General features: G+C 45.5%; 12 protein-coding genes. 5 read left to right on the forward strand and 7 right to left on the reverse strand.

All coding sequences use genetic code 11. The annotated features are described in order from the left end of the window. Positions 1 to 111 precede the first annotated feature (111 nt). Both ACLGGO_RS06820 and ACLGGO_RS06825 read right to left on the reverse strand, forming a co-directional pair. On the reverse strand, positions 112 to 1,983 hold the full coding sequence (locus tag ACLGGO_RS06820; protein WP_446339368.1) for a DCC1-like thiol-disulfide oxidoreductase family protein: 1,872 nt from the start codon (positions 1,981 to 1,983) through the stop codon (positions 112 to 114). A gap of 138 nt (positions 1,984 to 2,121) precedes the next feature. Continuing rightward, entirely contained in the window at positions 2,122 to 3,066 is a 945-nt protein-coding gene (locus ACLGGO_RS06825) for a hypothetical protein (RefSeq protein ID WP_446418738.1), read from the reverse strand. A gap of 360 nt (positions 3,067 to 3,426) precedes the next feature. Here ACLGGO_RS06825 and ACLGGO_RS06830 point away from each other — a divergent pair, with 360 nt between their 5' ends. The 3 genes from ACLGGO_RS06830 (at position 3,427) to ACLGGO_RS06840 (ending at position 6,909) form a co-directional block, all read left to right on the forward strand. Beyond that, positions 3,427 to 5,235 carry an LA_3751/LA_3752 family putative glycosyltransferase gene (locus ACLGGO_RS06830; protein WP_446418739.1) on the forward strand — a complete coding sequence of 603 codons (1,809 nt, stop codon included), beginning with the start codon at positions 3,427 to 3,429 and terminating at the stop codon, positions 5,233 to 5,235. An 81-nt stretch (positions 5,236 to 5,316) separates the two neighbouring features. Further along, a complete protein-coding gene (locus ACLGGO_RS06835; protein WP_446339372.1) occupies positions 5,317 to 5,772 on the forward strand; it encodes a cupin domain-containing protein in 456 nt (151 codons plus the stop codon). A 6-nt stretch (positions 5,773 to 5,778) separates the two neighbouring features. After that, the gene (locus tag ACLGGO_RS06840) at positions 5,779 to 6,909 is read left to right on the forward strand and encodes a DegT/DnrJ/EryC1/StrS family aminotransferase (RefSeq protein WP_446418740.1); all 1,131 of its coding nucleotides are present in this window, start codon (positions 5,779 to 5,781) and stop codon (positions 6,907 to 6,909) included. 132 nt (positions 6,910 to 7,041) lie between these two features. On the opposite strand, the gene ACLGGO_RS06845 is transcribed toward ACLGGO_RS06840, so the two are convergent. The 4 genes from ACLGGO_RS06845 to fabI all read right to left on the reverse strand — a co-directional run bounded on the left by ACLGGO_RS06845 (position 7,042) and on the right by fabI (position 11,081). After that, a complete protein-coding gene (locus ACLGGO_RS06845) occupies positions 7,042 to 7,836 on the reverse strand; it encodes a polyprenol monophosphomannose synthase (RefSeq protein WP_446418741.1) in 795 nt (264 codons plus the stop codon). Positions 7,837 to 8,037: 201 nt separating this feature from the next. Then, a complete protein-coding gene (locus ACLGGO_RS06850; RefSeq protein ID WP_446418742.1) occupies positions 8,038 to 9,354 on the reverse strand; it encodes a DUF2330 domain-containing protein in 1,317 nt (438 codons plus the stop codon). Between the two features lie 57 nt (positions 9,355 to 9,411). Further along, positions 9,412 to 10,284, reverse strand: coding sequence for an RnfABCDGE type electron transport complex subunit D (locus tag ACLGGO_RS06855; protein ID WP_446418743.1), 873 nt, complete (start codon positions 10,282 to 10,284; stop codon positions 9,412 to 9,414). A 20-nt stretch (positions 10,285 to 10,304) separates the two neighbouring features. Further along, positions 10,305 to 11,081, reverse strand: a complete 777-nt coding sequence (gene fabI / locus ACLGGO_RS06860) for an enoyl-ACP reductase FabI (RefSeq protein ID WP_446339377.1) — start codon at positions 11,079 to 11,081, stop codon at positions 10,305 to 10,307. A 287-nt stretch (positions 11,082 to 11,368) separates the two neighbouring features. Between fabI and ntcA the strand changes: the two genes are divergently transcribed. Both ntcA and ACLGGO_RS06870 read left to right on the forward strand, forming a co-directional pair. After that, entirely contained in the window at positions 11,369 to 12,040 is a 672-nt protein-coding gene (ntcA, locus tag ACLGGO_RS06865) for a global nitrogen regulator NtcA (RefSeq protein WP_446339378.1), read from the forward strand. Between the two features lie 31 nt (positions 12,041 to 12,071). Further along, positions 12,072 to 12,212, forward strand: a complete 141-nt coding sequence (locus tag ACLGGO_RS06870; RefSeq protein WP_446418744.1) for a hypothetical protein — start codon at positions 12,072 to 12,074, stop codon at positions 12,210 to 12,212. Positions 12,213 to 12,250: 38 nt separating this feature from the next. On the opposite strand, the gene ACLGGO_RS06875 is transcribed toward ACLGGO_RS06870, so the two are convergent. Next, positions 12,251 to 13,879, reverse strand: a complete 1,629-nt coding sequence (locus tag ACLGGO_RS06875; protein WP_446418745.1) for a WD40 repeat domain-containing protein — start codon at positions 13,877 to 13,879, stop codon at positions 12,251 to 12,253. Positions 13,880 to 13,888 lie beyond the last annotated feature (9 nt).

Below are 13,888 nucleotides of genomic sequence, written 5' to 3' on the forward strand. Positions count from 1 at the left end.
CTTAATTCAGTCCGCGTAGGCGGACGAAAGTTTGTGTAGCAGCGATTTCAATCGCCGTGGCAAAAAGAGGGTAACAAAGGTTTGATATGACATACACCCGTAGAGATTACCCTAATCCGAGCAAGATTGCTCCAATCTCTTAATCTTCTCTACATCTTGGGGTTCACCTGGCGGTACAGTTCTCTCATCCATAAAATACATCTCAAAACTCTCCAATTCCTTACCGCCTTCATGGGTAGCATTCCAAGTTCGACAGAGATACTTGCCATAATAAGGATAAAGCTTTTGACCAATCGCTCGATTTAAATTGATGAAATAAACCCGCCATTGCTGATTCCCATAAATAGCCTTTAGCTGCTTAGGAGTTGGCTTTTCCCAATTCACCGCACCCCCACCGAGAAGAACATCGATTTCACTGCCATTTTTAAGTTTACCTTCAATCACATGCCAACCATCATCTAGAGGCGGTGACGGAGCAAAAATACTCCACGACTGATCCAATCGCGTCAAACGACTCAGGGGATCAATGCGCTGAAATGTCCTGCGATTCAAAAACTTATGCGTCGCACTAATCCAATCATCTTTCTCAACCGGTCTTCGGGAAAAGGTTTGAGCAGCAAAACTCCGAAGATTCCAAATAAATGTAAACATCAGTAAAACTAATGCGATCGTATTCAGCAGCCGTGAAGGACGTACCTCAATCGGGCGAAACTTTAGCGGCTTAGTCAACATCCCAGCCGTGCGTCGATTGGTGGCTATTGTCTCATAAAACTTTGTCCCTGCTGCCATTACTGGACGCCATCTCAACATCCTAGCCAAGAACCCAAATAACGGCGACAGACTAACCACATAGGCGATAGCTTCAAACTTAAAATGCCGATTTTCTTGCCAATCCACAACCACCCAGGAATTTTGGGCTTCCATATCCGCACATATAGACGCATCATCTTGAGCCATTAGTAACGGAGTTCTCGGCAAAATTAAGACCGTGCGAATCAGGTGGACAACCTTCTTGCAAAAGCCACAATCGGCATCATAATAAATCCTTAACCCCCGACGTTTATCGGTATTCAACCGCTTAGCCAGTCCATCCCAAACCGGACTCGGAAGCAACGCCAGCCACGTCGCCATACTTAGAAATGATAAAACGCCCAGTTCAAAACTTAACTCAAATCCAATATGTAACAGAATAAACGAAACAATCGCCACGCAACGGAAAAAGCTATTCCGGAAGGGAATAAATATCATCAACGGTCCGATCCATTCAAACCAGAGGGCGCTGAATGTAATTGCTTTTAACAAGAGTGGCGGAAAGCCCAGTAAAAATAGACCAAATCCCGATACATACTGATCGAAACTTAAGGAATAATAAACCGCATCGCCTTGGGGCCACCAAATTTCACTCTGGGTTTTATATGCCGCCGACCACATATAAATAAAGCAGAGTTGTACCATCAAGGCAAACGTCGCACCAGAGACAACCCGCTTGGGTAATGGTTGGGTTGATGTATTCAGCGCACTATCCACCGAATAAGAAGCACCCAAAGGTAAAAACATAGCCCAAAATAGGATAGCTCTGAGCACATCATCGGCGGCAAAAATTAAAGCCGGATTGCGGTGTTGCAGAGAGATAACCAACGCCCACGTCGCAATTGTTGCTAGCCGGGTGCGATATCCTACTAACATCGCCAAAGCGATAAAAAACGCCAATAAAAAAAGTACCCCTTGGACAAAGGGCTGACCGCTAATTAAATGAATTGACCAGTACCAGGGATTGCGTAATTCGTCAATTAGTGCGCTGCGCGGGAGTATCCCATAATCCGTATAATGAGCATTTAAGCCTTTAACCCGGCTGATTAAATCCCAAATCACCATCAACGCCAGACCGATGCGAAAAACTGCCAGCGATCGCAGGTCAAGCCCAAACACTTCCTCTATCTTAGAGGCTAAAGGACGTTTAGTTTTTTCTTTATCACCAACCATAATAAAATAAACCTTCTTTTGTATCGAGAAAACCCGTTCAGCAATTGAAACAGTTTAATCAGACATCAAATGCTCCATTCACATTTCAATTAAACTTAGCCAGATGAATTCCGAACACTTCCCCTTGTCTGATTTAACTTACTTTGCTTGGGTGCGGTCTTTCTTAACAAAGGGTTCTAATCCTTCAGCCAGTTCTCTCGCTCTAATTTTCCGACTGTCCGGTAAAAGGTGGTGGTGCGTATCCGCAAACAAACTCGAATCGCTTTTTAGGTTAAAGGTTTCTTGATCATAGGCGATTACAGGGGCAATTTTTTCTAGCTCTGCGGCAATCTTTCTCATATTCGCGATCGACTCTTGCTCCGTACTACCATAGACCCAAGGTAAGGACAACACTAAAGTAGCGCCTTTGGCTTCCACCTGCTCCCGAAATTTAGTGATTCGGTCTATGGCATGATCAGAAATTGGTTGCTTAATTCTCCATTTCCACCACTCACCCTTGCGGACTTTTGTCACTATGGGGTCTCCTCGGTTAGTAAAGGGATCGGAGTAATATCCCGTCATTTCGCCTTTTTCGATTAGGTCTATTGTCGATTTCGTCAGTCCTCGTAGAGTCGGTGTTCCCACCAGTAATATGTTTTCAGCGAGCTGCTGAGGCGGAACATCACCCAAACCTGGTCGTCCAATGGCAATGCCAAAGGGTACTGACCGTTCCAGCAACCCATCATCATCTAAGAGAATTAAATCTTCAGGAATCAGCAGGACAATATCTCCAGGACGCACTTCCTTTAAAATGCTCGGCAGGATCACATTTAGACCCACGGGTCCATCTAATCCTAGGTTGAACACCGGAATACCCAGTTCCGCTTCTATCGCCGCCGCACTCGTGGCATAATTCGCTCCTGAACCCCCCACAATCAACACTCGGGTTGGTGCTTGTACCTGTTCGGCGACTGCCATCTTGTGTTCATACATTTTTCGCAGGAAGCTTAATTCACCACCATGGTGGACGTTATAAATGTAACCTAGTGACCAGGCGACACCCGCCGTAATTAACCAAGATCCGAGCTTAAAAGGTTGCCACATAAAATTAATACTATATAACTATACAACCGTTAATTGTAAAGGTTAGGTGAAAGATACGCCATCAACTTGCTGGAGTATTTTACGTTTTGTAAATAAATATGAGTATAATCCTCTCAAAAGTACCAGGGTTGTCAAGCTGTATTGGTCAAAAAACAATGGTTTTCCTAGAATAAACGAAATTTTGGGTGGTTGTCACAGATTTTTAAATAAATGTAAAATAAATGGCAGCCATTGCAAATCACGACGTTGCCAAGGAACTCAGTTATATAATGAGCAAGTTGTTGCTTGACGCCACGTCGCCTAAACGACTCTGCTAGAGACAACGTTCGGGTTGATGATTAATCGCCACCATACACACTCATGAAAATCAAGCTTGAGCCGATTCCTCTAGGGATTATTGTCATTGGAGTTTTATTTTCACTCTATTTACAATTTCAAATTCCCGAAGGTACGTATTTTAGCGGCGATGCTGCGCTCAAATCCTTACTAGCACAGCAGTTAAGTACGGGTGAATGGCGTTTTGATCTGTGGCAACCCACAGAAGCCTGGGTGCGAAATCTTTGGCAGGATGGGCTCTATCCCTATGCACCACCGTTTGTCTACAACATAGCGGGGCGCTATTACATTACCTTTCCCTTTACGTTTCCCCTAATCACCGCACCATTTTATGCACTTTTTGGCTTCAGAGGTCTTTATCTCGTCCCGTTAGTTGCCACTTGGGCAATCTGGGGTACTTTCTATCTTACCTGTAAACGTTTAAAGGTTAGTGCATTTCATACCTCAATTGCCTTAATTAGCCTGATCTTTGCCTCGCACTTAACCCTGTATAGTGCCATGTATTGGGAGCATAGCCTTGCCGTTGCGCTTTGCTTTGCAGGTATGGCAATGCTGCTAATGATGGGATATCCTTCGGGTTTATCGAAACCCAGTGCTTTAGTCAGTGGCGGTTTAATCGGTTTATCGGCTTGGTTTAGACCCGAATTTTTGTCTATGGTGGCGACGTTATCCGCTTTGGTGATTATTGCCGCCTTGGCTAAGAGGAACTTTTTGAATTTATTTAATAAGTTTAATTTAAAGTCTATCCATTATTTAGCCAAAAACAAGGAAACTTTTATCGCTAGCATGTTCGTGGCAGTCAGCCTATTTTTTGTCGCTAACAAACTGGTTTACGGTCTTTTTCTGGGGATGCATGCTGTAGAAATCGTCGAGGAGTTCTCTTGGACTCGCCGCCTTGCCGAGGCTTGGGGCAATTTCCAGGAACTCAGTGTCGTCGGATTTGAGTACTTCCCGATCGCCTTTTTTCCGCTACTTTACTTGCTCTTGTATGGCTTGAAGAGACTAGAAGCTAAACTGAACCTGAAAATCGTTACTCTGGGTATAATCGGTCTATTAATTGCCGCCGCTGGGTATCTGTTTGTGACCGGAGGTGCGGCTGAGTTAAAGACAGCGATTAAGCAGTATAGTCTGCCAATCCTCATCGCGATCGCGTGGCTGTATGTGTTCAGAAAAATTGAGGTAAAATTCGATGCTAGGATAGGGGTAATTTATCTAATCTGTGTGATGTTCACCGCTGGTGCTTGTTTATTGTTAGATTCTGGCGCGGACGAGATTGCGGTTGGGGGTAAGCAGTGGGGACCGCGATACTTATTGTCTCTTATACCCCTAGTCACCTGGATAACGATAGAGGAGCTAAATTTCATCAAGGACAGATCAGGTCCCCTTTTCCGATACATCAGCATTTTTACCATCGTTGTCCTTTTAGCCATTGGCATCCACAAAAACACCTACTTAGGCACGCTGGCGTTGCAGAAGGCGCATCAAGGTGTTCCTCCCGCCACCCAACTCTTGGGAGAAACTCCAGAACGGGTGATTGCAGTGTCTCATCAATATGCTGCTCAATTGCTAGAACCCCCTCTGAGAGGCAAAAAGTTCTTTTTCCGAGCTGAAACTAGCAATGATTTGGTTAAATTAAGTAAAGTGTTAGTTGAGCAGAATCAGGATCACTTTATTTATGTATGCTATCCTTATCGAAAATGCCAGCCACCCGAAGATAGTCAGAATAATCTCCAATTCACTAAAGGTGAGCAGCGCTTTCAGATTGAATTATCTAATTTAGGTCAGTTTGGCAAATATCCCATCTACGAAGCCTCGATTAAGCAACCCTTGTAGACGAGTAATCGTTGAGCTATACTTTAAGTCTTAGTTATAGCTCCAATGTCGTCTTGATTAAACCCTACTTTGAGACCTCCAATGTTAATAAAACCTCGCAAAAAACAACTACAAGAAATTGTTCATAACCAAGAAGTATTTGCCATTATTATTACCACTGAATTTAACCAACCTGGTATTCACTTTTTTACCCCTGACAGCTTTTCGCAACAGCTAGCCTATATGAGGCATCCGGCGGGAAAAACGATCACTCCTCACATCCACAATCAAGTCCGTCGAGAAGTCTTTTACACTCAGGAAGTTCTGTTTATTAAACAAGGAAAACTCCGAGTCGATTTTTATGACGACCAGCAACAGTATTTAGAGAGTCATATCCTAGAAACTGGGGATGTCATTCTCCTGATTAAAGGAGGACATGGCTTTGAAGTTTTAGAAGAAGTAGAAATGATTGAAGTCAAGCAAGGTCCTTATGTGGGGAATGAGGACAAGACTCGTTTCCCCGGCGTTGAGAGCAAACAGGTCAAGATAACGGATTAACCAACTATGGGAGAAGCAATTCCGGTCAATGAACCTCTGTTAGACGGCAAAGAAAAGCAATATCTCAATGAATGTATAGACACCGGATGGATTTCGTCTGAAGGACCATTTGTCAAGCAATTTGAAGCCGAATTTGCCACTCGTGTGGAACGAAAACATGGCATAGCCGTGAGTAATGGTTCCATGGCTCTAGACGCGGCTATCGTTGCTCTGGGAATTGGTGCAGGGGATGAAGTCATTTTGCCCACATTCACGATTATCTCCTGTGCCGCTGCAATTGTGAGGGCGGGGGCGATTCCAGTGGTTGTGGACAGTAACCCCCACACCTGGAATATGGATGTCCAGCAGGTAGAAGCAAAGATTACCCCCAAAACCAAAGCCATTATGGTTGTCCACATCTACGGATTACCCGTAGATATGGACGCCATCCAAGCTTTAGCCCAAAACTATGGACTATTTGTGATTGAAGATGCGGCTGAAATGCATGGTCAAACCTATAAGGGGAAACCTTGTGGCAGTTTAGGTGATATTAGTACGTTTAGCTTTTATCCCAACAAACACATTACCACAGGTGAAGGGGGAATGATTGTCACCGATGACGACAACCTAGCTCAACGCTGTCGTTCTCTGCGAAATCTGTGTTTTCAACCCCAGCAGCGTTTTGTCCATGAAGACTTAGGCTGGAACCTACGCATGACAAACTTACAAGCCGCCGTTGGACTGGCTCAATTAGAGCGGTTGGATGAATTTGTAAGTCGTAAACGCCAGATGGGACAACGTTACACAGAACTTCTTGGGAATGTAGCAGGTTTAGAGTTACCCCTTCCCCGCACCGATTATGCGGAAAACATTTACTGGGTGTATGGTGTAGTCTTAACCGATGACGTGCCTTTTGATGCGAAAGAGGCAATGAAACGATTAAGAGAGGAGAAAATTGGCAGTCGCCCATTCTTTTGGCCCATGCACGAACAGCCTGTGTTTCATAAGATGGGACTGTTCAAAGAGGAGTCTTACCCCGTCGCTGAACGTTTAGCCCGCCGAGGCTTTTATCTTCCCAGTGGTATGGCGTTAACCCCCGAACAGATAGAACGAGTCGCTGCCACTGTTAAAGAGATTTTGCTAGAAGCGGGGCAATAACACAGAACCAGGCTCGTGACATACTCCTACACCAACCTGGATACAGGTGGTTGTGCTAGGCTTCGCAACCAATCCGGCTATTGCTTAGGAGGCGTTGCGCTTTAAGAACCCCAAGACTCCCGACAGCAACCACTAAGTTAAGGATTTTTTCCGGGAAAGCTGCCAGATGGTTGACACATATTTGCGTCCTTTGACTAAGTAATCCCACAAGTTTAGACCCGTTTTGCTCTCGCCTGCTGTACGAGGTACGCAGATGTAAGGGATTTCAACGAGTCGGTAGTCCAGTCGTTTGGCACGGTATAACAAATCGATGCAGTATTCACCATAACCCCCGCGCAACTTGATGCGTTCCAATACTTCGGCGCGGGCGGCGATGAAGCCGCTGGTGTAATCATGTATCCGGCTGTATAGCATCACTCGGGCGAAGGAATTGATAATCCAACTCAGGGTGCGAGCCATTAAACCGTGAGCTCTATCTGTCCCCCCCGGAACCCACCGGGAACCAAAGGCAACATCGGCTTCGTTTTTCTGGATAGCTTGCACCAGTCGGGGTACGTCTTCAGGGGGCATGGAGAGGTCACAATCCATCCAAGTGACAATTGCAGCATTATAGGTGTGAATCGCCTCATCAATGCCACGCTGGATAGCCGAGGTTAGACCTTTTTCACCAATACGCCGGACTAAGGCAACCCCTACCGCGTTGCCATCCTCTGGTGAAGTAGAGGAAATAGGATAGCGATCGGCAAACTGTTCTACAATCTCCCAGGTGCCATCAGGGGAGTTGTCATCAATCACAAGCACCAGGTAGGGGGCTGCGTTACTCGCCAGAAGGCGCTCAATCAGCGCACTGATATTGTCCTGCTCGTTGTAAGTCGGCAAGACTGTACAAACTAGTTGATTGGGTGATGCATTTTGAACGTCGGACATTTATCCTCTCCAGATTAGCCGTTACCAGAGGAAAGGAGCAGCCGAGAGTAACTTTTTCCCCTTTCTTCTGTTCATAAACATACTCTGAGAGTAAATCCTTGGTCAATTTATAAGTCTGATTTAAAATCCAATGCAGTATTTAGACACTGATTCTCTATATTATCCTGGATCAGAACCCTATAAATAACTATCACGCCCTCGTCAATTCCAAATCCTGCGCCACCAGCGATTCGGTTTAGTCCCAGGAAAATCAATTTTCTGGCGAATATCCCCAATTTGCCATCCCGTCAGCTTGGCTAACGTCTGCGCCTCCTGTTCAAATCGTTGATTCAAAGAGCGTTTATACTCATCAGCGGCGGGACAATTCATTTCCCCGGTGTAAGGATGTCGCAGTACATATCGACCTTGAAAATTTTGCCGACTTCCCGTTTCTTGGAACATTAAATCTTCAGGAAATGTATCACGAGTGTAGCGGACGTGTAAACGGCTAATAAACACATTATTGGGCGCATTCCCATTCAACCAAAACACACCCGCTTGCTCTAATTCCTCCCGAGTTAAAGGGTCAGCCGCACAGGGATCGCACCATCCCATATCCCAGGCATATTCTAGAAATGCCACTTTTTTCCTTTCTTGCTCATACGCCGTCTGAAACATATCCTTATAGAACTGAGCAAACTCATCCTTAACAAAAACAGGAAGTTCGGCATTAGACGGGATTTGCACAGTGCGATAATTAGTAACTTCTGCTTGACCGTTGGGGGATAAAATATACACAATTAAATCTTGCTCAGTTGTGGCATTAATCATCCCCAAACGAATCGGCAACATAAAACGCGGCGATTCATACGCCATCTGTAAAGGGCGGAGTAATTGAGAACCCCCAGCTGCAAATTCTTTCAGATTAACTTTCGCCACAAAAAACTTCATATCTTGGCGAATATAAGGTTGCAGTAGCCGACTAGCACCACGAGGGATGCGATAATCATTACGCCTCAGCCAGGTTTCCAACCCATCCGATTCTTTGGCACTAAGAATTAAAATATCGTATTCGCCAACCGAAAAACGAGATTCTATCGTAACGCCTAAAGCACTCTCTCCCCGATTTCCCCCATACTCGTCTGCTGATGCTGCCCCTCTCAATACAGCTTCCGGCTGAAATACGGGCATCGGTATACAGGGATTCGGATCAAAATATTCCACCAATCGCGGCGCACTAAACCCATCCAGTCGTTCGATAATCTTCGGGTTTGCTACCTGTACCTGTTCTTGTTCTAGAACCACAGGAACAGGCACAACCAAGGCAAAATCCTTAACATCTCCTTGATAGTCATTCGCCATCGTCAAAATCGTGCGATCGCTATCCCGTGCGATAATCACTTGAGAGGCTTGGTTGTAAAGCTTTGTATCCGCTTTCGCCACATAAAATCCACAAAAAGCCAAGGCTTTTGGCGCAAATATCATAATGGCAAAAACTGCCAAGAATAACGCAAGTAATACCTGTACTAGCTTTTTCATTATTTCCTCATTGGGACAAAGAATTTATTAACCTGGGTGTTTGTTGAATTTCCCTCCTCACCCATCACCGTGAAACCTCCAAACAAATCGCGGTGATGACCAAATCCAATCTAAAATCAGGGTTAGGGGAGAAAGGGCAAATAACGCCCAGAAAACCGCCGTAGACATAAAGAAATGATTCCGCAGAATAAAGGTTAAAATCGCAATACTGACAGCCCAGAGTAAACGACTCACCCTAGCATTGGGAATGGAGCGGGGATCAGTTAACATAAACAGGGCAAACAATAAGAACGAGCCACTCATCAACCGATGCGCCCATACATCCCAGGTCCAGCCCAACCAAAGATTGCGAAAGGCTTCGAGTAAAGCATAAGCGCTGAAAAAAGCCGCCGTTGTATCCCAACGCCCCACCCGTTTTAAAATCATGCCCCCAGTCCCGACAAATAATAAGACATACCAGCCCTCCTCTCCCCACTGTCCTGGAGAAACCCAGGCATCCTTGGTAAGGATTAAAACTGAAATTATGCCAAAATTAGCCGGATTAAAAAAATGTCTGCCCTGGAATCGAAACAGAAATTTACTTAAAATCGCCAGCGCCCCCGCCAAGATCATCGTGCTGTAGTGATCGACTCGCAGGAGTAAACTTAATCCTAATGCGGTAATCATGGCACTTTTGAGGGATATTGGGGAAGTGTTGAGTGTGGACTCTTCACGGCGTTCGAGAGCATGGTTTTGAGTGAATTCCTCATCTGCCTTATTTCCCTGGGAGATAGACCAAAGCCTGATGCTGATATACTGGGTCAGCAAACAAGTCGCGATCGCAACACCAATGAACTGAGGCTGTAATGTCCAATCTCTCGTACCAATACCCAATACCAGGAAGAGTGAGAGAAACAGAATCTGATAGTCTCTGGGATCGGATTGCTGCATTTGACTACCGTGGGAAGATATCACATGCCCATGATCTCATATCCAGCATCGACATATAAAACTTGACCCGTGATCCCACTAGCGAGATCACTACATAAAAAGGCGGCTGTATTGCCAACTTCTAGCTGAGTAACCGTTCGCCGTAGGGGTGCTACCTGCTCCACATGATGAATCATATCCAAAATGCCGCCCACGGCTGAAGACGCCAGGGTGCGGATTGGACCTGCGGAAATCCCATTGACGCGAATATTACTTGGTCCTAATTCGGCGGCTAGATAACGGACACTCATCTCCAATCCAGACTTGGCGATTCCCATGACATTGTAATTGGGGATCACCTTCACACCCCCAAGATAGGTCATAGTGACGATACTTCCCCCCTCTTTCATTAAGGGTTTAGCAGCGGCGGCTAATCGGGTTAGGGAATAGGTACTAATTTCTAAGGCTGTTGTAAACCCTTGTCGCGAGGTTTGGCTAAACTCTCCGGATAAATCCTCTTTGTTGGCAAATGCAAGGCAATGGATGAGGATGTCAAGTTTGCCCCACTGCTTCTCAATCGCCTCAAAGGTGGCATCGATTTGGGCATCATCTTGGACGTTACAGGGTAAGAAGACACTGGGCTTGAGGGGTTCTACCAACTCTCCAACTTTCTTCTCAAAGCGCCCCTTGTCATCGGGTAAATAAGTGACCCCCAACTCGGCGCCAGCTTGGTGCAACTGTTGGGCTATGCCCCAGGCGATTGATCGATTGTTGGCAATCCCAGTCACCAGGGCATTCTTTCCCGTCAAATTCAGCATAGGTATCTTAATGTTTCAAGACAATAGAACAATTCGTAAAAAAATAACCGTGAGGTGCGATGTTCGTTGTATGATAACGCCAAACCGTTAACTATCAACTCAACTCGTCAGATGTCCGTTGACATCTCACTTCATTATGTAACAATTGGTACAAAAAACCTATTGGGACTCAGATTAAGTATTCTTGAATACAATATAGGGATCGTTCATTGAGCCGATTTTGGAGTCTCAAGCTTCATCGGCGACCACTTAGAAGTCAATAAGGCTTTGGCGCAAGGGTAATAGATATGGTCGTAATGCAAGATAGACCGTTGGCTGCTGTGTTCCGTCAAATCGGCGGAAGCTCATTTCCTCCCGTTGTTGAAACCTTTGAGCGGGGCAAAACTATTTTTTTTCCCGGAGATCCCGCTGAACGGGTCTACTTTTTGATCAAAGGAGCTGTGAAGCTTTCCCGGGTTTATGAAGCGGGGGAAGAAATTACAGTTGCCTTGTTGCGGGAAAATAGTGTCTTTGGGGTATTGTCCTTGATTACAGGTCACCGCTCTGATCGCTTTTACCACGCGGTGGCGTTTACCCCAGTTGAATTGCTTTCGGCTCCGATTGATCAGGTAGAGCAAGCGCTCAAGGACAACCCAGAGCTATCGATGTTGATGCTACAGGGATTGTCCTCGCGGATTTTACAGACGGAAATGATGATCGAGACATTAGCTCACCGGGATATGGGATCTCGCTTGGTCAGTTTTTTATTGATTCTCTGTCGTGACTTCGGCGTTCCTGGCAAGGATGGGATTACCATTGACCTGAAGCTTTCCCATCAAGCGATCGCGGAAGCGATTGGCTCTACACGAGTCACCGTCACTCGTCTACTGGGGGATCTGCGAACTGATCAAATGATTTCTATTCAAAAGAAAAAAATCACGGTTCACAACCCTGTGGTGCTGAGTCAGCAGTTCACCTAGACGTTATTAACCATACACTCCCGTCTGGCTCATGAGCAATCCTCCCTACATTCGTGTTGAGAGGATTTTTGAGCGCGATCGCAACGGGCAAAAGAGACTCTGGAATTGTTCGGATTGGCGCCTCTACCCCCACAGCAAACCCATAGAGCAATTTGTCCAGCAGATACAATAATGATTACATTGATGATTTCGTCTAGGGAATACTCGATTTTAGGGACGCCGCCAGACTTTAATTTTGGACTCTTGATTCTCTGAACTTTCGGTTATTCCAGCTAAGAGTTTGCCATCTGAACTAACCACCAAATCACTCATTTTTTCATGTTCTAAGGTGGCTTCTAGCTCCGCTGTTTGTAGATTCCACACCTTAATCCCTTCATCGGTACTGCCAATAATGCGATCGCGACTGAGAACAAAGGTATCATACCAAAAAGAGTTTCTCGTCGAAGACACACGTCCTTCGGCTTTCAGCATTCCCGTCGTTAAATCCCATACCCTCAAATCCGTCACGGGTTGGCGATAGTAAATTGTCACGGCTGTCTTCCCATCCCCACTGATGTGCGCCGAGTGCATATACCCAAAACCGTCAGACCATTTTTTCTGGAGGATAATTTGCTGATTAGTGAGTAAATTCCACGCCACAAGTTTGCCACCCACACCCAATTGAACCAGTGCTGTTTTGCCATTAGAACTAATCACATGAGGATGGAAACGTGGTGAGTTGTCTTCGATTGAAACAGGACCAATTTTGATTTCAGTAGACGGCGAATTGGGTAAGGTTAGTTTTAGCTGACCCGTTGCCAAATCCCAGACTTTAATTTCGGTATGACTGCGACTAATAATTGTCGTTCCGTCGGATGAAATCTCAACCCCATGGATAGTCTCAGTATGTCCCGCGAGGGTTTGAGCAGGCTGGTTAGTGGTCATATTCCAAATCCGAACCATGCGATCGCCACTACCACTAACAACTACTTTACCATTGGGCGCGATCGCAAGAGCCTGAATCACACCGGAATCACTCTGTAGTGTTTTTTTCAATACTCCAGTTGGCAAGTCCCAAACTTTAATCGCCTTATCTTTTCCACCACTGATTAGGGTTTTTCCATCAGCACTGATGACAATAGCCAAAGCAGTTGCATGTCCCGTAAAGGTACGAAAGACAGAGAAATTGCAGTAGGGAGACTCTGTTGAATTGTCATAACAAGACTTCAACACTACAGGTTGTGTGTCCCGTTTCAGTGATGGAAAAAACTCATCTAGATGCCATAAAATATTGGCAGAAACCATCACAAACAAAACTCCTCTGATTAACCAAGAGCGACGGATTCGATGACTAGAGTTTGGCGGATCAAGGGGTTCTCCCCGAACGATCTGAGTTAACTCGCGGCGACTGCGATTTGCCTCGTACCAAAACGCGCACCAGAAGGTCAATAATACAAAAATCGGTAATCCTAGAAACAGCAAGCCTTCAACTATAACCACATCTCCCGAAAAAATGCCAAAGAAAAATAGTGGGATAGTGGCGCTGTACCAGGTGAAGTACCAAAACACTAAAAACCCAATCACTAAGGGATGTAACCTCATCGTGATCCGAATCACTGTTCCCTGAGAGCCGGATTCAAATCTTCCTCGGATTGTGGGTAAAAACGAGTTGCGGTAATGAATAATTCGCCGCACCTCAAACCCATCACTGGAAATTCTTCCGGCATAAGGTGCATGGTTACGAGAAAAAGTCCAGCGAAATGTTTTGGGCGCTTCAATGTGAGCATTGAGCTTATCAATAACATCCGGCAATGGCTCGTGGGTTTTCAGAGTAAAGGTATGATAGGGTAAGAGTTGCATGGGTTGAAC

The sequence above is a fragment of the Coleofasciculus sp. genome (assembly GCF_046565525.1).
GTDB lineage: Bacteria > Cyanobacteriota > Cyanobacteriia > Cyanobacteriales > Coleofasciculaceae > Coleofasciculus.